The sequence below is a fragment of the Mesorhizobium sp. M0676 genome (genome assembly GCF_040320535.1).
Classification (GTDB): Bacteria; Pseudomonadota; Alphaproteobacteria; order Rhizobiales; family Rhizobiaceae; genus Mesorhizobium.
This window is the reverse complement of record NZ_JAMYPU010000001.1, coordinates 84,198-106,438: the sequence shown is the minus strand read 5'-3', so window position 1 is coordinate 106,438 and position 22,241 is coordinate 84,198. Positions and strand designations below refer to the sequence as shown.

Genomic DNA, 22,241 nt, shown 5'->3' with positions numbered 1-22,241 from the left:
TTGTCGAACGGGTAAAGCAGTGCGTCAATAACGCCACGGTCCGGCGGCGTCGCAAAAACAAAAGCAGCGGGCAACCTAAGCCGCCCGCCGCTCATTAACGGTCCGTTAGGCCGCTTTCTCAAATGCTGTCTTGAACACAGCGTTCGTGACAAGGAGCTTTGTCCATGCCGCACTCTTGGCTTCGATCACCAATAGAAGGTCCTCTGGACCGAGAATGGTTTTCACCCGATCACGGAGCTGCGCAGCCGTACCCGGATAATCAACCCACCATACTGTTTCGAGGATTCGGCCCCGGTTTACCACCAGCGCCTTCAGGAAGTCGTCCATCTCCTTGTGAGACGGACGAGGCCCATTCAAGTCGTATGTGAGAACGAAGTTCGCCATTTAAGCAGCCCTCCGCTTCAATGCGGCAACATGTTCGGCACCTTCGTGTTTTCGTCCTTTGAGAACGTCATTCACGCGGCCCGGATTGACGGCGTAGACGGCGGCAATGTGATGCTGATATTGCCCAGCCCAATGACGTAGCCAAACGTCGACTGCATCATCATATGTAAGCTGGTATGGTGGTTTGTTGTCTGTCGTCATTATCCTAAACTCCTTTTAGGACGCTTGGACGACTTGACAGCGAGTCGATTGCGAGTAGGGTCCCGCCTGTACATACCGACTAGCCGCAAGCCGTCCAAAGCACTGCGGTTACCGATACGGAGCCGGGGTTGCGAGCCCCGGCTTTGTCGTATCAGGCGAGAGGATGTATCCCCTCACGGAATGGATAAGAGTCTCGGGTCGGGCTGGAGTCAAGGCAGCGCCAAGCATACCCTGCCACAATATATTGTAAGGGCGAAAAAGATCTGTATATTCAGAGGCTTGGTTGGTTCCTCCCACCGCGCCTATTTTTGCGATCTTTGCATATTTTTCTCTCCTATAACCTGATTCTGGTCGACTCGTCTAGATTGTGCACTGCACAAACTACAACCTGATTCGACGCGAACCTAGCGTTGCCAGTACCCAGCCCAAACGCGGCTCACTGCATGATTGAGCGCGACGCCAGGCAGGGCATTGGCATTTCCGCCATTTGACCCGCGACGGTGATCCTCAAGCCATGCGGCCTGATTGGCGTACTGGTGGAGGTAGCGGTGCGAAACGTGGTGGTGCTGGCCAGCGCCCATGCGACGCAGGCGACTGAAATAGCTTTCCACCATGTTCGTATGTTTGCCGTGGCAGCCGCTGTAGCTTTCCGAATGGTTAATGCGGGTCGACGCAAATTCGCCTTCCAGCACGCCCCAACGGCTCGCCTCGCGGCAAACAGCTTGGTGCCAGCCAACATGCGCGCGGGCAACGTCCACGCCTTCGGCTTCGCGGTGGCCTATGAACGTCAACGTGCGCCAGTGCGCTCGCGCACTGCGATGACAACGCGGCGGCGGCCTGACTGGTTCGCTTTCACGCGACGCCCTTGCGGTCCTCCACGCGGTCGCTGGGCGCACACGCCGCCGAAGTAAGCGGCGTCAATCTCGACCTCGCCTTCAAGGGTTTCGTTCTTGGCTTCAGCCGACAGGGCTTCGCGTAGCTCGTGTGAAGCACAAAAGCAGTCTCGTACTGCACGTCCAGATCGCGAAAACTGGACGGCCGACATGCCGCTCCGTTCCGGCGCATCCGTTTCTACTACGCCAAAGCACCGTCTGTGGCACGATCTTGCGGTACTGTGAGAAGGGGAAGCGCACCCGCACCTGCCCACCCTTTCTTAATGTGTCTCCGCTACACCGAAACCTTGGAAACAGGCGGAAAACGGAGAGACATCGGGGTGCGCTTTTCCGCGGCGACGACGGCCGGGCGGTTCTTGCCGCAGCGCTTGGCGCTGCGCATGGGGCCTTTGCTTGGCCGCATCGATGCGGTGCTGTTCACCGCCGACGAACGCGGCGAAGCCGGCCGCATGTCGCTGATCGCCTTTGCCATCCGCATCGTCAGCGCCGTCATCGCCTTCATCAGCCAGGTGCTGATGGCGCGCTGGATGGGCTCGTTCGAATACGGCATCTTCGTCCTCGTCTGGGTGACGATGGTCATCGTCGGCAACCTCGCCTGCCTCGGCTTCCACACCTCGGTCATCCGCTTCATCCCCGAATATCGCGAACGCAACATGCTGGCCGAGCTGCGCGGCATCGTGGTCGCCAGCCGCCTGTTCGTGCTGATTGCCTCAACCGCGATCGCCGGACTAGGCGCACTGGGCGTCTGGCTGTGCGCGAACTGGATCGAGAGCTACTATGTCATGCCCTTCATCCTCGGCCTGTTCTGCCTGCCGATGATCGCCATGGGCGACCTGCTGCAAGGCCAGTCACGCGCCAATTCCTGGGCGCTGTTTGCGCTGTCGCCAACCTATCTGGTGCGGCCGGTGCTGATCCTGGCGCTGATGGCGCTGATGCTGGCAATGGGCTATGCGCCCGACGCCAGGACAGCCATCTTCGCCTCGATCGCCGCCACCTACGCCACCACGCTCGGCCAGCTCATCGGCGTGACCACGCGCATGGGCAGGAATATCCCGGCCGGGCCGATGAAGGTGCATTTCGCCGAGTGGTTCATCGTCTCGCTGCCGATCTTCCTGGTCGAGAGCTTCTTCTTCCTGCTCACCAACGCCGATGTGCTGATGGTCGGCGCTTATCTGAAACCCAACGACGTCGCCGTCTATTTCGCCACCGTCAAGACGCTGGCGCTGGTGCATTTCGTCTATTTCTCCGTCAAGGCCGGCGTTGCCCAGCGTTATGCGCAGTTCACCCATGGCGAACCGGAAAAGCTCGCCGCCTTCGCCCGCGAGACCGTGTCGTGGACGTTCTGGCCGTCGCTGCTGATGGCGCTGCTGGTGCTGGCGCTCGGCGAACCGATGCTGGTGCTGTTCGGGCCCGAATTCACCGCCGGCTATCCGCTGCTGTTCCTGCTGGTGTTCGGCGTCGTGGCGCGCGCCGCCGTCGGCCCTTGCGAAAGCCTGTTGACGATGAGCGGCAACCAGAACATCTGCGCCGCCGTCTATGCCATGACGCTGGCCTTCAACATCGGCCTCAACGTGGTGCTGATCCCGCTCTTTGGCCTGTGGGGGGCGGCGATCGCCACCAGCCTCGCCATGGTCTTCGAGGCCAGCGCCCTGTCCTTCACCGTCTGGCGCAAGCTCGGCATCGTCATGCTGATCTTCGTGCCCGCTGCCGAGGGAGCCGCCTGATGGCCGCCATCCCGCTGATCGAGGAAACCAGCGGCGGCCCGGCCGGCGCAATGGTGTCGGGCCTTGCCGGCCTGGCGCGCGACGCCGATCCGGCGCATCTCGAGATCCTCGCCAACAACCGGCCGCTGCGCAAGCTGGCGATCTATCCGGCTTCGGCCGGCTTCGAACTGGTCGAGGAACTCGACTATCTGTGCACCCGCACGATCGAGCCCAACGTCTTCTTCAACCCGCGCTTCCTGGCGCCGGCCATGCCCCGGCTGGAAGATCGCGAGGTCAAGCTGGCGGTGATCCGCGACGGCGACGAATACCGCAACCGGCTGCGCCTGCTGGTGCCGTTCTCGGTCGAGCGGCCGGCCGTGCCGCTCGGCGTTCCGGTGATGCGCACCTGGTCGAGCCCGTTCGGCCCGATCGGCACACCGCTGGTCGACCATGACGACCCGATCGGCGTCGTCGAGGATTTCTTCGGCATGCTATCGCGGCCGCATCTCAAGTTGCCGAAGGTCTTCGTGCTGCCCGACATGCGCCTCGACGGCCCGTTGGCCAGCGTGCTTGCCACCGTTGCCGAGACGCGCGGCCTGACAATGGTCACCACCGGCAAGGCGGACCGGCCGGTGCTTGAAAGCACGCTCGAAGGCGAAGCCTATCTGAAGGCGTCGCTGCGTTCGCACCATTATCGCGAGTTCCGCCGCCTGAAGCGGCGCCTGGGCGATCTCGGCAAACTGGAACATATCGTGGCGCGTGGCCCCGACGAAATCCGCCACGCCATCGAAAGTTTTTTGACGCTGGAAGCCGCCGGCTGGAAGGGCCGCGAGCGCACCGCCATGGCCATCGACCGCTACCGCGCCGCCTTCGCTCGCGAGGCAGTGCACCGGTTGGCCGAGCAGGATCTGTGCCGGATCCATTCGCTGACGCTGGACGGCCGCACCATCGCCTGCCTGGTCGTCTTCGTCGAAGCCGGCGTCGCCTACACCTGGAAGACCGCCTATGACGAGACGCTGGCGACCTATTCGCCGGGCACGCTGCTGATGATCGAGGTGACCAGGCAGCATCTCGACGACCCCAACATCATGATGACCGATTCCTGCGCCGTGCCCGACCACCCGGTGATGAGCCGGCTGTGGAGCGAGCGCAAGCCGATGGGCTCGCTGGTGATCGGGCTGACGCCGGATGCCGACCGCCTCGCCCGCCAGGCCGCCTCGCAGCTGCATCTCTACCGCGAGACCCGCAACATGGCCCGTCTGCTGCGCAACCGCGTGAAGAGTTTGCTGGGACGGCGATAGCCACTGGATCAACGGCAAGACACCAGCTATGGCTCCGGCGGCAATTTCGGCCGGCCTTCACGACAAGCCATCCTGATGATCAGAACCTTTTTGCGTCACGCCGGTCCCCGTGCGGCCTTTTTGCTGCTTGCGCTGCTGCCTGTCCGCGCCTGGGCCGATAGCTGTCCCGAGGATTGCAGCGAGCCCGCGCCGTCCATCAACATCTACAGCCACACCGCCGCCGGCCATCTCAGCCCGGCCACGCTGGGTGCACTGCCGCGCGTCTATGTGCCGAACCGCCCCTCCAACAGCGTCACGGTAATCGACACCATGACGCTCAAGGAAGTCGACAGGTTCCCGGTCGGCAGCAAACCGCAGCACGTCGTGCCGTCCTGGGACCTGAAGACGCTCTGGGTCGCCAACAATGGCACCGGCAAGAACGGCAGCCTCACGCCGATCGACCCGATGACCGGCAAGCCCGGCCCGCAGATCGCCGTGGACGACCCCTACAATTTGTATTTCATGCCGGGCGCGGCCATCGTCGTCGACGAAGCCCTGGAGCGGCTCGATTTCCGCGATCCCGACACCATGGCGCTGAAGTCGAGCCTGCCGACGCCCACTTGCCCCGGCATCAACCACGCCGAATTCTCGGCCGACGGGGCCTACGCGATCTTCACCTGCGAATACGACAATGGCGGATTGGCAAAGATCGACCTGAAGAACCAGAAGGTGCTTGGCCATCTCGACTTCTCGAAAATGGGCATGCCGCAAGACATCCGCCTCTCGCCCGACGGCAAGGTTTTTTACGTCGCCGACATGATGAATGACGGCGTGTTCCTCGTCGATGGCGACAGTTTCAAGGAGATCGGCTTCATCCCGACCGGCATCGGCGCCCATGGCTTCGTCGTCAGCCGCGACGGCAAGCGGCTCTATGTCTCGAACCGGGGCTCGCACAAGATGGAGCAGGGCCAGGCAAAGGGACCGGGCAGCGTGAGCGTGATCGACTTCGCTACCCGCGCGGTCGTCACGCAATGGCCGATCCCCGGCGGCGGCAGCCCCGACATGGGCAACGTCAGCGCCGACGGCAAACAACTATGGCTGTCCGGCCGCTTCGACAGTGCCGCCTACATGATCGACACGACATCAGGCGCGGTGACCAAGTTTCGGGTTGGCTCAGAGCCGCACGGCCTGACGGTGTGGCCACAGCCGGGGCGGTATTCGCAAGGGCATACGGGGAATATGCGCTAAGTCCGTGTTCGAGGCGCGGCTCGAACGCAAAAGGTCGCAAGGGCAACCGCCCATCGGCCGGGACCCGGAACGAGCAGGGGCTTTCCTTGGACACCGCGAAGCTGTAGCTCCACACACTGGTTTCGGATACCGCCAGAAGATGAACCTCCGCCGCATCGTCCTCATCGTCGCGCTTCTCAATCTTGCCTATTTCGGGATCGAGTTCGCTGTGGCGCTCGCCATTGGATCAGTGTCCCTGTTCGCCGACAGCATCGACTTTCTTGAAGATGCTTCCGTGAACCTCCTCATCCTGCTCGCACTTGGCTGGTCTGTGCGCTCCCGTGCGCGGGTGGGGATGGCATTGGCGCTCATCCTTCTCATGCCGGGTCTGGCAACGCTCTGGACGGCTTGGGAAAAGTTCAACGTGCCGGTGCCGCCGCAGCCTATCGCCTTGACCTTGGCGGGACTTGGCGCTCTCGCCGTCAACCTGTCCTGCGCCTACATGCTGGCCGCGCACCGGCATCGTGGCGGCAGCCTCACAAAGGCGGCCTTCCTGTCGGCCCGCAACGACGCCTTGGCCAACATCGCCATTATTGCCGCAGGGTTGGTCACGGCCTTGCTCTGGCATTCCGCGTGGCCCGATTTGGCGGTGGGATTGGGGATCGCGGTCATGAACGCCGACGCGGCCCGGGAAGTGTGGGAAGCTGCCCGTGAAGAACACCGTGCGGCGGCCTGAGAGCACGTAGAGCTGGGCTACCGGCCGCCGCTGATTGGCGCTATCGCTGTCATTCGCAGCAGCCGCGGTTGGCTCTGTGTTCGAGGCACTGTTCGAACCCGGAGGGTTCGCAAGGGCGACCGCCCGTCGGCCGGTCAGGCCGCCCCATCGGAGCCCGTGACCGAAGCGAACTGGCGTGAGATAAAAAATGGTGCCCCTAGCCGGGACGGCGGGGGATTTCGAACCAGCACACCGACCGGAGTTTTACCTTTGAAGGCCAAGGGTTTAGAAGGCGTCGCCCCAAGGCGCCGAGAAACTCGGTGTACCTCTTTGGTAGCTCGTCGGTGTACCTTGGTCAAGGCTAAAGCCGAGCAAAGGTGGCCGGCACCAGTCCCGTGCCGCCCCTGCATTACATGTCACTTTGAGGGAAGGTTGCCGTCTTTCGGGGGGAGGATACCCTCTGCAACCAACAACTTCTCCTCCTCGGCGGCAAGCTCCTCGATCCTCGCGAGTGTCTCGTCGTAAGCGCGAACAAATTCCTCTTGCTCTTGATCAATCGCGGTACTCACCCCAGAGGCCCGCGCAATAGCGGCATTGCCGAGAATGTCCGCGTATCGCTGAAGCTTTTCTGCGAGAAGTTGCTGACGCTTTTTCAGGTCACCATATTTCGTATATTCTTCCATTATATTAAAAGTCCTCTCTGTTAGGCAAAGTCGCCAACTGCCCATGTAGGAAGCGGACTTTATACTTCAACCCTTTCGAGAACGAGAGGCAAAAAATCGGGGATGGCTCTCGCCGACGCCCAAATCGCGCTCTCTCCAGCATGTCTTCGAGGTGGCGAAGATCGCTGAGAGGGGTAGGGGAGTTCCCATCGACACGAAGGCGCTCCACCCCGACCTCGCCCGCGATTGCGTCATCTCCTCGCCTTTCAGGACGGCATTGGCGGCCCCACGCACAAAGGTTTGCGCCTTGCTGGCCTGATCCAAGGCAGGGCGCACCGAGGACCATCTTGTGGCGCACCGCTAGCCCGACCGGAGCCAGACTGCTACCAGAGCGGAGTCATGAGCAACGCACTATGCTCACAATCGGCACCTATACAGAAGCCGAACGGGCAAAATGACCGAGGTTTGACACACCCCTGTCTCGATGGACAGCGACTCGACGCACAGGCGCTACAGCCCGCGCTGCAACAACTCCTTGTGGAGCTGTGTTAGCCACCTCCAAAGGCGCAATCTTATTCTGCCGAGGACAAGCAGATCAGAAACCCGTCGGGATCAGCGATGTAGCCCTGCCGCAAGCCAAAACTCATGGTCACTGGCTCTCTAACGATTAGGGCCTTCCCTCGTAACCGATCAAACTCTTCGTCAACATTTTCAACTCCAAACTCGATAAAGATTGAGCGCCCCCGAGGGGCCCTTTCCTCTGCCGGCAAATCCCTATCGTGATGAAGAATTATATCTATGCCGCCTGCTTGAACGGAGGCGACATCTTCATTCTCAAACCGAGAAAAATTGACTTTCAGTCCCAGCAGCATGGAATAAAAAGCGAGGGAATCTTTCACGTCCGAGACATATATGACCACGTGCGTCATGTGCATAATACTACCTCACAGAGATAACCCGTCGCGCAGCGGAGTTGCCTCGCATAAGACATTGTGCCTATGTTGTCCCCCTAAGGAATTTCGCAGTTTCAACACATAACTACAAAAAGAACCGGCAGAGGAGGGATCGATGTCTAAAACGCTATCGACCATAGCAGCTTTTTCTATCATGTACTCTCTGGCAATTGGCCTCGCACACGGAGCGCCCGCGATTGAGGCTACTAGCAAATCGGCGACAGTTGTGGAGCGAAGATTTGGCACCACCACGCAAACCGACTTCCTTACAACTATTATGGCAAATCAGCCGGGAGTGAACGGAGAGCCCATCCTATCGCTTGGATTTCCAGATAGCCTGTCCGGCATATCTGCAGTCACGAACGAATATCTTCCGGAGCCGTTATACGTAGGATCGCCACTCATACAAACTAAAGGAGTAATTCTAGTCGGAAGAAGGTTGTTCATCTCTGACACTGGCAAGGATGGGAAGCATAAAGAACGGGCAACAATATGGAAATTCGATTTAGACTCCAAGTCCTTGGAAATCTTCTACCGAGGCCCGCTGCTAGAAACCTCTAAATGGCTTGCTTACTCACCCGGCCAAGGCGCTTTAGGGCCAGAAATTATCATCTCCGACTTAGGTGTTGAGCCGACGCCCCGGCAACCCGGCACTGGCGAAGGTGCAAAGGTATTTGCAATCCCCCTAAATCAAGACGGCACGCCGGGCGAGCCGCGAATAATTTTCAGCGGACCGCCTCTCCGAAGCCCCGAGGGAGTGGCAGTGGTAGGCGATTCAATAGTGCTCGCCGACTGGGCCGCTGGTCAAGAAATGAGTCGCCCTGAAATGCCGACGGAAAAATTTCGGCGTGGAAAGATATTCAAAATACCGCTCGCAGGTGGCACTCCAGTAGAGTTATTTCCAGAACATGAGTGGGTTATAGTAATTGGCGTCGATGCGTTCCAAACTCCAGAAAGAAAGTTTGTCGAATTCATTGACATCGGATCGGGGAGACTTGATGAATCCGGACGATCGCCCCTTCCCTATGAGGGGACGCCCGAGGTCTTTCGATCAGAAGTGATATCAGAATCGCCTCTGGAATTAGGTCCTCCGGAACGAATTCTGGTGACCGAAGATAGCGCAGTCGCGCTCAAAATTGATGGGATGGCACCAGGTTACCGCCTAAGTGTAACTCCAAGCGGCACCACGCGGTTCGGCGATGAATCAGTGGTAAAAATGTTCGACAATGAAGACTTGCAGCGGTCAGGCGGTCTGGCTGCCGTGATTTTGCGAAGCGATGTAAGTCTCGCAAATGTGAGCGTAAATGCACGTATACTGGAGGGAGACACCGAGGTCTCAACATCAGAATTTACATTTCAGAAGCCACTTCAATGGAATGGCCCTCTCGCTCATCCGAAAAAGGACTCCGCGATAGCGCGGGGCCATGCGCCTTTGATGAAAATAGGCGCAGACGGAACTACCTCGTCAATATTCGTGTTTCCTTTCGCGGGGGGCACGCCCGGCATTCTCTGGCGAGGCGCTCCCCTGTCCCAGCCGATAGGCACCCAAGCCACAACTGACGGTGAAGCTATTTATGTCACCGACCAATCCGCCGGGCCGAACGAGACAAGTGGTATTTTCTCGGTTAGGACCCCGTCTGAAGGTGAGCTCAATCGAATGTTCAATTTGCGATGAGCCGACTTCGCTTTCGCCTTAGAGACCGGTTCTTAATGGCGCCGGCGAGGCTGGCGCTCATTCATTCTCTATGGCGTTGATGACAAAAGGCCCCGGCACGTCGCTGCACCGGAGCCCGCTGGATTGTTGTGATTGTGCTGGTTAGCCGAAGTCTGGATTTAGCGGCTACGGACCGCTGCATCCCAGTCCTCGGCCGGGGTTTGGGCGTCGCCTAGTGGTGGAGCGGCGGGCGATGCTAGGCCCGGAGCTTTCGCACCCCCGTCAGCGCGGCTGGACCAGCGGGCGGGGTGTCGTCGGCAGGGAAGTAGACGGGCTTGTCTTTGTAGGCATTGGGGCATGTCACGGTGTAGTTGCCCCGCCCGTCATGGGAGACGCGGTAGAGATGGGCGTCTCTCCTCCTTAGAACCCTCGCCTGCCATTCGAGAAAGGCTCGGGGCTGGTGAAATGTCGAGGGCATCCTTAGCCGACGCGGACGATGCCGGCGCGGACGGCGGCCCCAAAGGACATGGCCTGCTTGCCTGGGACCCTAACGCTCCACTCGCCGCTGTTCTCGTTGAGCGTAAGCGCCTTGCGTTCCTTCGCCGGCATGTCTGCGAGCAACGCCTTGAAGCTTGCGGGATCTTGGTAGGGAAGCGTTTCCATCCGACCCAAAGCGGCGTTGCCGAAGTGGGCAAGTTTTTCCCTGTCGTTGTGGATGGTGGCCATGCGGGCTTCACGAAGCTCGGCAGGAGAGAGCGTCTCCAACAACATGTCCACTGACGCCACGCCACCCGGAAGGGCGTTCAAGACGGAATTGGCCTGGACGACGAAGCCTTCGACAATCGCGCCCACGGCGTCTTCGGTGACGCCTTCTGGAACGCTGCTTTCAACGTCGCCAGTCTCGGCGGCCTGCCAGATACCCGTCTCCACCGCTTCGGCCCCGAGAGAGCCCGCGAGGGCTCCCATGATGTCGGCCGCGAGGTCGGTTGCGTCGGGCTGGCATGTGCCTTCGGGAGCCTCGCCCTTCGTCTGCTGTTCGCCCTGCTGGTTGCCTGCCGGGGCGGCGGTCTTACCCCCGACAGGCCCATCAAAACCCGGCGGCAGCAATCCGGCGGCCCGTGCAGCCTCTATGGTGGTCTCGCCGACGCCGGGGATGATGACGTTGCCGGGGCGGACTTGGCGCTCGGTCATCACGGTGCGGGCGCTAAGGTCTTTCGTGAGCTGCCGGCCGTCGCCGTGGGTGTCTACCTGAACCTTGCGGCTGGTCTGAACGGAGGGAGCGGCTGCGGGTGTGATACGCGCCTGTTCGGCGGCCGCCTGTGCGTCTCGGGCGGTGTCTGCTGTGATCTGAAAGTCGGCGTAGTTTGCCATGAGTGTGTCTCGCTTTTCTTCGGGGTGTTATTGGGGTTTTTGGTTATCGGTGAAACGGTTCGTGGAGAGGCGCTAGGCGTGGACGGTGCTTTCCTCCGTCCAGTTGGTCGAAGCCCCAGAAAGGGCCTCACCAGTCGGAAACGGGGAGTATTTCCTGCGCCTCGCCACCTCGGTCTGGGTGTCGATCCAATCCTCTCCGGCCCAAGCCGAGAGCTTGCGGTCACGCTTGATGATTGGAAGGCCGTCGCGGACGATATGCATTCGGGTGTCTGGGTCGAAGCCCTCGCGGATGAGAAGGCGGGCCAGCGGCCCTAGAGGGTCTTTGGGGCTCTTGCGTCCGTTGAAGTCGATGGCGTGGCTGCTGTGCCGTGCGCCGTATGTGCCGAACAGTTCAACGGTAAGGGTCGCGGCGGGGACGCCGTGAGTAAGTGTGGAGATACCTTTGCTCCTTTCGAGCGGTGCTAGTGGGTGGGCTTGATCGTCACGGCCTCGCCCTACCTTGGGTCGAAGATGTCGTGGGCCGTCTTGTAGGAAGTGGACCCTCTCGCCGGGGTCTCGGGCGGGGGCCGAGTGTTGACAGTGAGGTGGTTGAAGGTGGGCTCGGGGGAGAACCGTTCGGGCAAGTGCGCCAGGGCGGCGTCTATCGTTTCCTGCGTGATCCCGTGGTCTTTCACATGGCCGCTATGCATCAGGGGCAGAGCGACTTTTGACAGGTTGCCGCGGAAGCCGACGATGGACGCGATGTTGAACCACTTCCCCTTCCGTGCACGGCGCTGCTGTAGGGACCAGCCAAAGGCCCTGCGGTCCACAATCACGCGGTAGCTGGGGCCAATGGTGGCGACCACGGCCCGATAGTTGTCAGACCACTCACACGTTTCGTAGATGCTCATACGGTGGCGGCCTGTCGGACGATGGCGAGATCATGCCGCTTGCTGTAGCGGTCGCCGGCCTTCCTTCCTTGGAGCCGAAGATTAGTCGTGCGGAGGTCTAGGCGGTTGCCGTTGACGTTCCGAACGTACTCTCCGGGTTTCGCGTCCATGATGATGCGAGCGACAGTCACGAGAGTTCCTGCGGCCCACGCTCTGACAGAAAACTGCATGTTGTCCGTGGCGGTGCCGTCCAAGACGACGGCCCATGAGGCGTTCTTTATGCGCTCTGGCAAACTGTCGAAGGCCGATCGCTCAACCTTGGCGAAAAGCATTCGGCCTCGCTTCCGGTCATTGATCGGAACGAGAACGACTTCGCTCAACGCTCCCCAGCGGCGGTGGTCGTTCGGGATCGTTTGGTAGGTCTCTGGGCGGCCTGGGGTCGGTCCGCCCGGTTTTGTAATGTTCGTCATTTACGGGGTCCAAAAAATTAGAGAGAGGGTCGCGAGCGGCGGGCGCTCGGGCGGCCTGAAGTGGGCCTACGGGGCGGTGGAAAACAGAGAGTGACAGACACACGCGTGTTCGCGGACGGGGATGGGACAGTGGATAAAAGGAGACACAGGACGCCGGGCAAACAGTGGAACAGGCTGTAATGCCGGTCGCGGTGGAGAGCCCACACACCCGGTTTTCAGGGCTTCGGAGACACCCGGAAGCCCAAACAACTCGATGCGTGTTTGGATGAAGGACCTTTTCAGCGTCCTGTGTCGAAGATTGCAGAACAAGCCGACCCCCGCATTCGGGAGACCTTGGCTCTTCTGGCGAAGAGAGGGAATGAGTGGTGCCCGACGTTACGGGAACCAAAAAGGTAGAGGGCACAACACCGCTCGGTGGCTGGTGAGGTGCAACGCTCATAAATATGTATTGGTATGTGACCGGGAGGGCATTCCTAGGGGAAGTCGTATTCACCCGTTCGGTATGTGACCGGAGGGGCCTTTCCTGAAGGGGGTGGTAATCCCGCCAACGCAAGACACCATGAAGCATGTATCGCCAACCGGAGGGGCCTTTCCTGAAGGCTGTCGTAATCCCCACAAGCATGGACAGGTGACCGGAGGGGCCTTTCCTAAAGGGAGGGGTAAATCACTCATCACAAACATGTACCGGCAACCGGGGAGCCTTTCCTGGGGTGTGGGGCAATCACCCACAAGCATGTATCGGCAACCGGAGAGGCGTATCCTAAGTGAAGGGGCAATCACCCTCACGCACATAATCCACATAGGGCAAGCCGGCGGGCCATTCCTAAGTTAGGCGGTAATTGCCGGCTGCTCTGCAATAAGCATGTCTAGGACACGTTTGGGGGGTCGGGCATTCCTGAAGGAAGGGGTAATTGATTTCCCGACCGGTCAAGCCGCAGAGCGCCGCTCGGGTCTAGACGGTACATTCTACCTCCCGGACCCTCCAAGCCACTAAAACACCCCGACCAGTCGAAGAAGAGACCCTCGGAGCCGGACTGCGGTCACTCTTTAGAGCAGCGCTGCCGCACGGTCCCAATACTCCCCTGCGTTGGCAATTTGATTGCCCCATGCGCCGGTGTGAGGAACCACCACGAGATTTGTTTTACCTATCACTACCGGTTCAAACTCTTGGAGAGCATCCCTGAGTTTGACACGAGGTCGCTTAAGGTGGGCTCGAATGGCATTGTAAGTCGACACGCCCAAGCAGACCGCAATTCGTGGGCGCAATATTTCTATTTGCGGTACGGCGTATCGTTCCGCGCAGTAGCGCAGATGGTCGAATGGGATTCGGGCCGTCATCCTCCCCGGTTTCGCGAATACGAAAAGATCGGTCGCGTAGGTATCGTGGAAGGCCATCCCGAAATGGTGCCTAAGCCGCGCTTGAAGGTTGATGTTGGACGGCAGCCACGGGATCTGTCCGAGATCGGCCTGCTCCTGATTTGTTGGCCCGCCGAGATTGTCCGCAGAATTCCAGTCCTGCCCGATTATCATTACTGGGCTGTTGACCCTGTGCGCCGATATCGTCCACGGCACCACGTAGTCGTGCTGGTCATAGATACCGCCATGGAATTCCGCGAAGCCTCGATGAGGCGGCAAACAATCTAGCCGCCGAGCTCTCGCCAACTCCGCAATTCGCCGCCGCTTGGACATCGCTTTTCTCTCCCGCGACGCAGAATGAAGTGCTTCCGCCCTACTTCCCCCTAGTAGCAAGCGCTCTCTCGGTCGTGGCCGGGCTCAATTCGCGAGCACCTTCTGCACGGTCGCCTTGCTGAAGCCGACTTGGGCGGCAATCTTGCGGATGCTCTCACCCTCGCCGCTTCGCCGGGCAATCTCGGCCCTGATCTCGGGCGTCACAGTGGCCGGCCTGCCTCCCGTCCTGCCCTCGGCCTTCGCTTTGGCAATGCCTTCCATCTGCCGCTCCCGCCGCAACGCTGTTTCAAACTCGGCAATACTGGCGAGGATGCCGAAGACCAGCCGGCCTGTCCGCGTGGTGGTGTCGAGCGATGGGTCGTCCAGTACCTTGAAGCCCACGCCCTTCGCGTTTAGGCCCTCGACAATCTCGTGTAGGTGCGCCGCAGAGCGGGCCAAGCGGTCCAGCTTGGTTATGATCAGCGTGTCCCCCTCTCGAACGTAATCCAGGCATTTGGCGAGTTCGGGGCGGGCCTTGTCGGTGCCGGACCGCTTCTCCTCAAACAGCTTGGTTGCCCCCGCCGCCTTTAGCTTCTCAATCTGTGTCGCGTGGTCCTGCCCGGCCGAGCTAACCCGCGCGTACCCTACAATGGCCATGCTGTACCCTTTCCTCTAAGACATTGGTGGTCATATCAATAGTGGACGCAAAGTGTACAGTCAACAGCTAGTGTCCGGAATGTACACGTTTGTGGACAACCCGTGATGACGAGTAACCGCCCGTTGAGTGCCTCGACAAGAAGCACTCTCGCAGGAAAATGCCACGAGCCCCGGACGTGGGATATCGACCTATGGGGGGGTATTCCGCCGCATCGATTGTCGAATTCGCCCCCTTAGATTTTTTCGCGATTTTTGAGCGTCAAGTTAGGCCAACCCGGCCGCCAACCTAACCTCGGTGGCTACCGCCCCTCTGCCATTAAACCGAAGCTGATAGCTGACCTGAGAACCTTCCCGAAGTTTCTCCCATACCAATTCGTCCGCGCACCCTGCAGACCTGAGGAAAATACGGTCTAGGAAGCCCGGTGTTTCTATAAACCCATATGCTACGCGGAGCTGCACAATCGTTCCGGCAAAAAGGCCTTTGCTCGAAGCAGCGTTTTTTACCGGGAGTCGTGGCTTTAGCTTTTCGGGCATCTGCACTTTCATCTTCTCCAGTCTGCCGAGCGCGGATGCATATTCCGCCCGCTCGCCGCGAACGTAGTGAAACCGCGCCGAGTGCAGGTGCATAAGCAAGTTGTCATCCTCGGGGGTGTAGGCCCGCCGTAGAGGGGCTGCCAGTTCGTCCCGAAAATCGTCTGCTTCCGCCAAGAGCAACTCGAAAAGTGCTTGATGCAGGATTTTGCTATGTGGCTTCTCCGCTATGCCCTTCCGCAACGCGGCCTTCGCCTTTTCTGGATCTGAAGACGCCAGAGCCCGCGCGTACGTTGCCGCCACAAATTCGAGGCCCGGCTGAGAATCCAGGGTTCTCTCAAGCATGCCAATTCCTCGGTCGCCTATTTGCAGCACTCGGCGAAGACGGTAGTTCTCCTTTATGAGACCTTCGAAGTCCGGGGCGCGGCTCAAGCCTTTCGCTATCGCCTTCTGTGCATCTTCGGTAAGGCGAGCGATCTCTGCCTTGGCGCCGTCGTTCGGCAAATCGATAATCGCCTTCAGCCTGTCCTGTATTTCATCGATAGCTACCCGAGCCAAAAGGCTGCAGACGTAGGGGTCGCTATCACCATCCCTTGTGGCCTTTAGAATCGCTCTGGCTTCCGACCTAAGCGATCGGCGGGATAGAACATCCTTGGTTTGCTCTGCCTTGCGAGTCAGCAGCGACGCTCGCGTGTGAAAAATTGTTTTGTCGTTCGGCCGGAGCACCTGAGCCCGCGCCAGATAGTCGGCAGCGGCCTTCAGGTCCCCTCGATTGGAGTTTATCTCGGTGATAGCCTGTTGCTGCAAGATGAAGGTGTCGTTCCCTGAAATTCGTTCGGCTGCTTCCAATATAGAGCGCCTGTCTTCGATGTGCCCAGCCACGTCACGCAAATTCTTAAAAGAGAGCATTTTTCGCAGAGCCGCGTTATCAGACGTGTAACTCGTATTCATGTGCTCAATCATTTTCTTATATTGAGCGACTTGCTTGGATTGACTGTCCAAGATTCTTCTGAAAACTATATCTGCTATCTGCGGATGTCTCGCCCTGTATGCATAGTCGCGAGACGCAGGATCCATCTCTGTAAACACCATCCCTTGGAGGGGGCCTAGGAAGCGCTTCTCAAAATCTTTGAAGCTAATTCCCATAATTCGATGAACCAAGGTGGCCCTAATGGGAACGCGAAAACGGTTCAACGTGCATACCAGAAGGTACAACTCTTGAGCTTCTGTGAGGAGTACGCGATGGTATTCAACCACCAACAGGTCCTCAAGGAGCCGACCTTGGGTCGCTTCGTAGAGGGCAACTAAGAGCTGCTTATCAGCTAATTCTGTGAATGCCTTCTTGCGTACGTCTGGTGGTTCGTTCGCCAAAAGACCTAGCGAGCCGTTCTGATCGAGTTTGGAGATTAATGCCTCGATCTCCATGTCATCGAGGTTCCTGACTTCGTGGCCATATCTTATGCGATCTGAAAGAGGCTCTAACGTGTTTCCAAAGGCAGCATGCGTGTCACCCAGGATTGCGATAATCGGAATGCCAACCGCCTGAAGCCGTTCAAGCATCGGCTCCAGGGAAGGCACTTGATCGGCCGCATGGTCTACCACCAGAATGACGGGTAATCCCGTCAATTCGTGCAGCTCAATCAATGGGTCGGCCCGCAATATCGCACCCGGCGGAGCAAAGAGAACCAGCTTGTCATACTTCGTAGCCAAGTCGTGCGCCACGCGCCGCATCAGGACGGTTTTGCCAGAGCCCGCGACGCCACGAATCGTTATGAGATTGATTGTCTCCTCGGCCTTATCGAGCCCCAGCACACGTAGAACCAGAGTGGAATATAAGGTCCGCTCGATGTCGAAACTCTGCTGAATCGGCGCCCACGACTGGCTTTCGCCTTTGTAGAACAGCTCCGCAGACACCGTGCTAGTCGGCATCCCTTCTCTGACATGTTCAACGTTGTCCTTGAGGAAGGCTGACAGCGCGGGCGGCGCAGGAACGTTCCGCCTAAAATGTCGCTCGATTGAGGACCCCGATTGGGGCAACGCGGCAGAAAGGATGCGTGATACCTTCGGAATGTCTTGTTCAAGCCGCGCCATAAAGTCGCCGAAAGACGCTTGCACCGGAGACATTCGCCGGGCTGCGAGCAAGGCTGTATCGAACTGGTTTATCCCCGGAGAGACGAAATAATACATCGGCCGAGATGAGCCGGCGCCCTTCTCAACTGCGGCCAAGATCGCCTTTATGTGCGGGTCTCCCAATCGAGTCCCTATGAAGACGATAGGGTATTCCACCGCAAGGTCCTCAAGGCGTCGAAAAAGACGGCGCCGATTTGATTCAAAGTCGACATATGAGCTAGTTGTAAGTATCAGGGGTGCATCAGATTCGTAGAGATGATCAATGCTTCCGTGAAGCTTGAAGTAAGGAAGCGCATCCGGAACAGAGACCAATTCTTTTTCGATACTATTCTGATCCCGGTGAAACGCTATCAAATTTTGGAGTCGTTTGCTTTGTGCGGTGTAGCTATCCTCTACAAGTCTGTCGTAGTTAAGTGTAAAAATTGCCTTCCACCTAAAAAGCGGTAGCAATTTGTGCCCGGCAGAGGGGGAAAAGCCTTTGAATTGCTCGGCGACAAAGCGGTGCAGTGGTGCAAGGCCTGCTTCGTTCTCCGCTAATGTAGCGACCTCTTCCAACGAGCGGTCCTTGCACTGCCCGTCCAAATACCGGTCCGCTATCAAGTCTCGCAGATCATTCCCCAAAGGAATCGTGTTTGCTTGACCGGGTCGAGTGCACCCCCAATTGGCGCCCGCACCAAAAAATAGGATCGCTTCTCCGCGAGTGATAGCGTCAACTAGCGTATGTGGCAGTTCCAACCGCAAGCCCCTCCCGAATCGCCTTTTGGCCGCTACCGACAGTTAAGCGTGTGATTTGATCGGCATACCTAGTCGGACGTGAGTGGAGTTTCGCTGTGAAGTCCTGCAAAGTCGAGAGACGCATTCCATAATCGACAACACAAGGGCTGGTAGTTTTCCGAGCCGCTTTAGTGACCAGCGGAAGACCACGAAAGGTCGTCGTCAACTAACTTCAGCCAAAGCTCCCCCGCCCGACCAGCCCCCCGCCGTTCCGTCTTTCCTACCAACCCTAGCTACGAACGCCGGGCCGGCCGCTCGGGCCGCGCCTTCTTCATGGCGTCCATCGCCACCCTAAGCCGCGCCTCGTCGCTCCCGTAGGTCTCCCCCACGCCCCCGCTTGCATGCCCGAGGATCATGTCTTGGGTGGCCTTCGGAACTCCAGCCACCCGCAGGCGGTCTTTCATGTTGTGCCGAAGGGAGTGCACCGTGGCCTTGCGGTCTTTCACGATGGCCCGAACGTGCTTCATAAGGGCCGCTGACGCGCTCGTGGGGCCACTATCCCCGCCGTAGCGAGGGAACAGCAAGGCACCCTCTCCGGCCGCCGCCAGCGCGACCTTCGCCGCCTCTAGGGCTTCTCCCACCAAGGGGACCTTGCGGCGCGACGAGTGGGTCTTGAGACGCCGCCCCTCGTGCCACTGGACGCTGATATGGGGAAGCTCTCCCTCAACTATCACGTCAACAGTCCGGGCGCCTGTCACCTCTGCAAGCCGGCACCCAGTGCCCTCAAGGATGCGCCAGAGGTGCTTGAGGTCGTCGGCGCGGGATAGCGTGTCGATCCGTACACGGATGGCGGCAAGCTCCGCGTCCGTGAGAGACCGCCGCCGATCCTTCGCGGTCTCGGCTTCGTTGGCACTCCCGGCCACTAGGCCCATAAAGGGGTTCGCAATGTGGCCGAGGTCCATTTCTTTGAGAGCATGGTTGATGACTGCTCGCGTGTCATTGAGGTAGCGGTCGACGGTGTTTGAGCTGTTTATGACCCGGAGCATGTGGTCGAGTACTGCGCGGGCGTCAGCTCTCCGGAGTTCGGTTAGAAGAGGGTTCTTGCCAAGAGCGTCTCTCACGTAGCCGACTGCCCGCTCTACACGCTGCTCGTCCTTCTTTCTCGCCAGTTCGCTTGAACTGGAGCGTTTGGCACGGTCCTTTAGATAGAGCCGCTTGGCGTCCTCAAGCGTGGGAAGGGGGGCCGAGCCAAGACCCGAATGCAAGGCGGCGATAAGCGCTGTCTCGGCAGGGGCAACGTCGAGAGGATGGCCTGTTTCCGGGTCAACCGGGCGGCCGGCAGTCAATCGTTCTGCCACCGACGAACGGGCGAACCACTCGGCCTCACTTATGCTGGGCGGGTCCGGGTCGAAGCCAAAAGCCTTGATTGCGTCACGAGTTTTGGCGAAGTGGTCGAGAGGGGTCTCAATGCGCGCCGTGATTTGGCCTCGGGCCTCGGCGAGCCGGCGCTTCGCGTCAGTCAGCGTCTGCTCGGCAAGACCATGCACTCGGCCATACCGCTTAATCGCCTCTTGCTCGCTTTCCCCTAGAGGCGCGACCAGTTCACCCTTGCCGAGTATCTCACGGAGTGGAACGGGCACCTTGCGCCGATAGCGCCACGTCTGGCCGCGTTTCTGGACGTGCTTCAAGACCAGTCTCATTCGATTTGTACCCCTTGGTGTACCTAGAAGTGTACCTCGGGGAAAGCGGGAACCCTTGCAGTCCTTGGCTTTCAAGGTTTATCGGGTGGGAAGTGGTGCCCCTAGCCGGAATCGAACCAGCACTCCTTGCGGAACTCGATTTTGAGTCGAGCGCGTCTACCAATTCCGCCATAGGGGCTCAGGCCCAAAGGCCTGGATGGGCGCGGACTATACGGTTGGAGGCCTGTTCGTCAACTGGCCAAATGCGCCGCCGTGCCCTGCTTGCGGCAAAAGCCCGCCTTTCTGTTTCATGACGCTCCTGCCATTGTGCGGCGCGGAAAATCTTTCTAGACAGACGCGCATCAAAGCGCGTTGCGTCTGGGCAACCTGCATCCAGGAGAGCCGATGCTTCGCGGACTTTACGACTGGACCTTGTCGCTGGCGGCCCGCAAATCCGCCGAATGGTGGCTGGCCTTCATCGCCTTCGTCGAAAGCTCGGTGTTTTTCATACCTGCCGACGTCTTGTACCTGCCCATGGCGTTGGCGCGGCCCGAACGCGCCTATCGGTACGCGCTGACCGCCACCGTTGCGTCCGTGCTGGGCGGCATTGCCGGCTGGCTGATCGGCTACTATGCCTACGACACGATAGCACGGCCGATGCTGGAGCACTTTGGCGGCCTTGACGCGTTCGAGAGGTGGCAGTCGGCCGGCACCGGGCTGATGCTGGTTCTGCTCGTCACATCGGGTGCCGCCCACCTGCCGCCGATGAAGGTGGTCACCATTCTGGCAGGCGCCCTCCACGTCAATCTTGTCGTCTTCATCGTGTCCGCCATCCTGGCGCGTGGCGCTCGTTTCCTGCTTCTTGCCTGGCTGCTGCGCCGCTATGGCGAGGAGATCAAGGAATTCATCGAGAAGCGTTTGGGATTGATCGTCGGCGCCGGCGCCGCCGCCCTGATTTTGCTCTATATCGTCGTCAAATACGCCTTCTAACCGCCCAAGGCGGGCGGTGGGTCAGGACTATGCCGGCGGACGGCGAATTCAACGGACGAAACATGACAGGCACGATGACAGCCGATACCGGACGCCAGCGGACGCGCACCGCTTTGTTTCTCGCCGTCGCCATGGCCGCCACGGTCGGCTCCGCGCTCGCCTTCCAGCACATAGGCGGCTACATCCCCTGCCATCTGTGCCTGGAGCAGCGCACGCCCTATTATATCGGCGCCCCGCTGATGCTGCTGGCGGTGATTGCCTCGATGCTTAGCGCGCCCGCATGGCTGACGCGCGGCCTGCTTGCCGTCGGCGGCCTGCTGATGCTCTATGGCCTCTATCTCGGCGTCTATCATTCGGGCGTCGAATGGGCCTGGTGGCAGGGCCCGGCCGATTGCACGGCCGGCGCCGGCCCGGTCGACACCGGCGGCAAGGGCGTGCTCGACGCGCTCGACAAATTCGTGCCGCCATCCTGCGACAAGGCCGCTTTGCGCATCCTCGGCCTGTCGCTGGCCGGCTGGAACGCCATAGCCAGCTTCATCCTCGCCGCCATCGCCTTCCGCGGCGCGCTGGCGCGCGACTGATCTAGCGACGCGAGAAACAGAACTCGCACCGCCCATTCTGCGGCTGGGCTTGAACGGTTGCGCCGCCCCTCATTGCCCTGCCGGGCATTTCTCCCCGTATAGCGACGGGGAGAAAGACACTTTCATCCATGCTTTCGCCAATTTTCAACGTTGCAGAACGAGCGCCGAGGTTGCAGCCAATTCCCTTTTCCCCGTCACTATAGGGGGAGAAGGTGGCGGCAGCCGGATGAGGGGCAGCACCTGACATCGGCGATTGCCCTGGCAAGGCCGATCGCGCCAATCCCTACGGCTCCAACTCCACATCCCAGTAGAGATAATCCATCCAGCTTTCATGCAGATGGTTGGGCGGGAACAGCCGGCCATTGTTGTGCAGGTCGTGCACGGTCGGCTGGTATGGCTTCTGCAGCGGCCACATCTTGGCGTGCGCCGGCATCATGCCGCCCTTCCTCAGATTGCAGGGTGAACAGGCGGCCACGACATTCTCCCACGTCGTGGCCCCGCCGCGATGGCGCGGGATGACGTGGTCGAAGGTCAGATCCTCGGGCGTGCCGCAATACTGGCACTGGAAGCGGTCGCGCAGGAACACGTTGAAGCGGGTGAATGCCGGGTGCCTCGACGGCTTCACATAGGCCTTCAGGCTGACGACGCTGGGCAGCTTCATCGAAAAGGTCGGCGAAGACACCGCATGCTCGTATTCGGCGACGATGTTGACCCGGTCGAGGAACACCGCCTTGATGGCGTCCTGCCAGGACCAGAGCGACAAGGGGTAATAGCTGAGCGGACGGTAATCCGCATTCAGCACCAGCGCAGGAAGCCCATCCGGAGATACGGCAACCGTCACCTTGTTGACCTCCTCGTTCTAGAACCGATCGGCGCGGATACTGTAAGCCCGACATGACAGGGATGTGA

General features: G+C 59.7%; 19 protein-coding genes, 1 tRNA gene and 1 pseudogene. 7 read left to right on the top strand and 14 right to left on the bottom strand.

Annotated elements, in window-relative coordinates:
* Window positions 1–105: 105 nt before the first annotated feature.
* From NKI35_RS00540 to NKI35_RS00530, 3 genes and pseudogenes are all read right to left on the bottom strand, one after another.
* The gene (locus tag NKI35_RS00540) at window positions 106–384 is read right to left on the bottom strand and encodes a hypothetical protein (RefSeq protein ID WP_352738047.1); all 279 of its coding nucleotides are present in this window, start codon (window positions 382–384) and stop codon (window positions 106–108) included.
* Window positions 385–585 carry a hypothetical protein gene (locus NKI35_RS00535; protein WP_352738044.1) on the bottom strand — a complete coding sequence of 67 codons (201 nt, stop codon included), beginning with the start codon at window positions 583–585 and terminating at the stop codon, window positions 385–387.
* A 404-nt stretch (window positions 586–989) separates the two neighbouring features.
* Window positions 990–1,611, bottom strand: a pseudogene (locus NKI35_RS00530) (IS1595 family transposase); the annotation flags it as partial.
* A 187-nt stretch (window positions 1,612–1,798) separates the two neighbouring features.
* On the opposite strand from NKI35_RS00530, the gene NKI35_RS00525 reads away from it, so the two are divergent.
* From NKI35_RS00525 to NKI35_RS00510, 4 genes are all read left to right on the top strand, one after another.
* On the top strand, window positions 1,799–3,202 hold the full coding sequence (locus tag NKI35_RS00525; protein ID WP_352738042.1) for a lipopolysaccharide biosynthesis protein: 1,404 nt from the start codon (window positions 1,799–1,801) through the stop codon (window positions 3,200–3,202).
* Window positions 3,202–4,482, top strand: coding sequence for a GNAT family N-acetyltransferase (locus NKI35_RS00520; protein WP_023704301.1), 1,281 nt, complete (start codon window positions 3,202–3,204; stop codon window positions 4,480–4,482). Before NKI35_RS00525 ends, NKI35_RS00520 begins: the two co-directional genes overlap by 1 nt.
* A 75-nt stretch (window positions 4,483–4,557) precedes the next feature.
* Complete coding sequence (locus NKI35_RS00515) at window positions 4,558–5,709, top strand: YVTN family beta-propeller repeat protein (protein WP_352738040.1); 1,152 nt, start codon at window positions 4,558–4,560, stop codon at window positions 5,707–5,709.
* A 139-nt stretch (window positions 5,710–5,848) separates the two neighbouring features.
* Window positions 5,849–6,424 (top strand): cation efflux transmembrane domain-containing protein, encoded by a 576-nt coding sequence (locus NKI35_RS00510; protein WP_023673757.1) that lies wholly within the window; start codon window positions 5,849–5,851, stop codon window positions 6,422–6,424.
* 395 nt (window positions 6,425–6,819) lie between these two features.
* Here the strand turns inward: NKI35_RS00510 and NKI35_RS00505 are convergent, their stop codons facing one another.
* Together NKI35_RS00505 and NKI35_RS00500 are read right to left on the bottom strand one after the other, a co-directional pair.
* Window positions 6,820–7,086: a hypothetical protein gene (locus NKI35_RS00505; protein WP_352738038.1), complete on the bottom strand. Its 267-nt coding sequence runs from the start codon at window positions 7,084–7,086 to the stop codon at window positions 6,820–6,822.
* A 551-nt stretch (window positions 7,087–7,637) separates the two neighbouring features.
* Window positions 7,638–7,994 (bottom strand): VOC family protein, encoded by a 357-nt coding sequence (locus NKI35_RS00500; RefSeq protein ID WP_352738036.1) that lies wholly within the window; start codon window positions 7,992–7,994, stop codon window positions 7,638–7,640.
* 139 nt (window positions 7,995–8,133) lie between these two features.
* Between NKI35_RS00500 and NKI35_RS00495 the strand changes: the two genes are divergently transcribed.
* The gene (locus NKI35_RS00495) at window positions 8,134–9,693 is read left to right on the top strand and encodes a hypothetical protein (RefSeq protein WP_352738034.1); all 1,560 of its coding nucleotides are present in this window, start codon (window positions 8,134–8,136) and stop codon (window positions 9,691–9,693) included.
* Window positions 9,694–10,152: 459 nt separating this feature from the next.
* On the opposite strand, the gene NKI35_RS00490 is transcribed toward NKI35_RS00495, so the two are convergent.
* From NKI35_RS00490 to NKI35_RS00455, 8 genes are all read right to left on the bottom strand, one after another.
* Window positions 10,153–11,043, bottom strand: coding sequence for a hypothetical protein (locus tag NKI35_RS00490; protein ID WP_352738032.1), 891 nt, complete (start codon window positions 11,041–11,043; stop codon window positions 10,153–10,155).
* Between the two features lie 494 nt (window positions 11,044–11,537).
* Window positions 11,538–11,933: a hypothetical protein gene (locus NKI35_RS00485; protein ID WP_352738031.1), complete on the bottom strand. Its 396-nt coding sequence runs from the start codon at window positions 11,931–11,933 to the stop codon at window positions 11,538–11,540.
* On the bottom strand, window positions 11,930–12,382 hold the full coding sequence (locus NKI35_RS00480) for a hypothetical protein (protein WP_352738029.1): 453 nt from the start codon (window positions 12,380–12,382) through the stop codon (window positions 11,930–11,932). The genes NKI35_RS00485 and NKI35_RS00480 overlap by 4 nt, the downstream gene beginning before the upstream one ends.
* A gap of 1,047 nt (window positions 12,383–13,429) precedes the next feature.
* A complete protein-coding gene (locus NKI35_RS00475; protein ID WP_352738026.1) occupies window positions 13,430–14,071 on the bottom strand; it encodes a uracil-DNA glycosylase family protein in 642 nt (213 codons plus the stop codon).
* A gap of 84 nt (window positions 14,072–14,155) precedes the next feature.
* Window positions 14,156–14,707, bottom strand: a complete 552-nt coding sequence (locus tag NKI35_RS00470; RefSeq protein ID WP_352738025.1) for a recombinase family protein — start codon at window positions 14,705–14,707, stop codon at window positions 14,156–14,158.
* Window positions 14,708–14,971: 264 nt separating this feature from the next.
* On the bottom strand, window positions 14,972–17,923 hold the full coding sequence (locus NKI35_RS00465) for a P-loop NTPase (protein ID WP_352738023.1): 2,952 nt from the start codon (window positions 17,921–17,923) through the stop codon (window positions 14,972–14,974).
* A gap of 452 nt (window positions 17,924–18,375) precedes the next feature.
* Window positions 18,376–19,782: a tyrosine-type recombinase/integrase gene (locus NKI35_RS00460; RefSeq protein ID WP_352738021.1), complete on the bottom strand. Its 1,407-nt coding sequence runs from the start codon at window positions 19,780–19,782 to the stop codon at window positions 18,376–18,378.
* A 93-nt stretch (window positions 19,783–19,875) separates the two neighbouring features.
* Window positions 19,876–19,960: transfer RNA gene (locus tag NKI35_RS00455), tRNA-Leu, on the bottom strand.
* 206 nt (window positions 19,961–20,166) lie between these two features.
* On the opposite strand from NKI35_RS00455, the gene NKI35_RS00450 reads away from it, so the two are divergent.
* On the top strand, window positions 20,167–20,751 hold the full coding sequence (locus tag NKI35_RS00450) for a YqaA family protein (RefSeq protein ID WP_352738019.1): 585 nt from the start codon (window positions 20,167–20,169) through the stop codon (window positions 20,749–20,751).
* A 62-nt stretch (window positions 20,752–20,813) separates the two neighbouring features.
* Window positions 20,814–21,332 (top strand): disulfide bond formation protein B, encoded by a 519-nt coding sequence (locus NKI35_RS00445; RefSeq protein ID WP_352738016.1) that lies wholly within the window; start codon window positions 20,814–20,816, stop codon window positions 21,330–21,332.
* A gap of 283 nt (window positions 21,333–21,615) precedes the next feature.
* Here the strand turns inward: NKI35_RS00445 and NKI35_RS00440 are convergent, their stop codons facing one another.
* Window positions 21,616–22,173: an HNH endonuclease gene (locus NKI35_RS00440; RefSeq protein ID WP_008874122.1), complete on the bottom strand. Its 558-nt coding sequence runs from the start codon at window positions 22,171–22,173 to the stop codon at window positions 21,616–21,618.
* Window positions 22,174–22,241: the final 68 nt, after the last annotated feature.

Excerpts from the sequence above, each read along its gene's own strand:
- NKI35_RS00540 (WP_352738047.1), bottom strand. The coding sequence starts at position 384 with ATGGCGAACTTCGTTCTCACATACGACTTGAATGGGCCTCGTCCGTCT.
- NKI35_RS00535 (WP_352738044.1), bottom strand. The coding sequence starts at position 585 with ATGACGACAGACAACAAACCACCATACCAGCTTACATATGATGATGCA.
- NKI35_RS00520 (WP_023704301.1), top strand. The coding sequence starts at position 3,202 with ATGGCCGCCATCCCGCTGATCGAGGAAACCAGCGGCGGCCCGGCCGGC.
- NKI35_RS00515 (WP_352738040.1), top strand. The coding sequence starts at position 4,558 with ATGATCAGAACCTTTTTGCGTCACGCCGGTCCCCGTGCGGCCTTTTTG.
- NKI35_RS00510 (WP_023673757.1), top strand. The coding sequence starts at position 5,849 with ATGAACCTCCGCCGCATCGTCCTCATCGTCGCGCTTCTCAATCTTGCC.
- NKI35_RS00505 (WP_352738038.1), bottom strand. The coding sequence starts at position 7,086 with ATGGAAGAATATACGAAATATGGTGACCTGAAAAAGCGTCAGCAACTT.
- NKI35_RS00500 (WP_352738036.1), bottom strand. The coding sequence starts at position 7,994 with ATGACGCACGTGGTCATATATGTCTCGGACGTGAAAGATTCCCTCGCT.
- NKI35_RS00495 (WP_352738034.1), top strand. The coding sequence starts at position 8,134 with ATGTCTAAAACGCTATCGACCATAGCAGCTTTTTCTATCATGTACTCT.
- NKI35_RS00490 (WP_352738032.1), bottom strand. The coding sequence starts at position 11,043 with ATGGCAAACTACGCCGACTTTCAGATCACAGCAGACACCGCCCGAGAC.
- NKI35_RS00485 (WP_352738031.1), bottom strand. The coding sequence starts at position 11,933 with ATGAGCATCTACGAAACGTGTGAGTGGTCTGACAACTATCGGGCCGTG.
- NKI35_RS00480 (WP_352738029.1), bottom strand. The coding sequence starts at position 12,382 with ATGACGAACATTACAAAACCGGGCGGACCGACCCCAGGCCGCCCAGAG.
- NKI35_RS00475 (WP_352738026.1), bottom strand. The coding sequence starts at position 14,071 with ATGTCCAAGCGGCGGCGAATTGCGGAGTTGGCGAGAGCTCGGCGGCTA.
- NKI35_RS00470 (WP_352738025.1), bottom strand. The coding sequence starts at position 14,707 with ATGGCCATTGTAGGGTACGCGCGGGTTAGCTCGGCCGGGCAGGACCAC.
- NKI35_RS00460 (WP_352738021.1), bottom strand. The coding sequence starts at position 19,782 with ATGAGACTGGTCTTGAAGCACGTCCAGAAACGCGGCCAGACGTGGCGC.
- NKI35_RS00450 (WP_352738019.1), top strand. The coding sequence starts at position 20,167 with ATGCTTCGCGGACTTTACGACTGGACCTTGTCGCTGGCGGCCCGCAAA.
- NKI35_RS00445 (WP_352738016.1), top strand. The coding sequence starts at position 20,814 with ATGACAGGCACGATGACAGCCGATACCGGACGCCAGCGGACGCGCACC.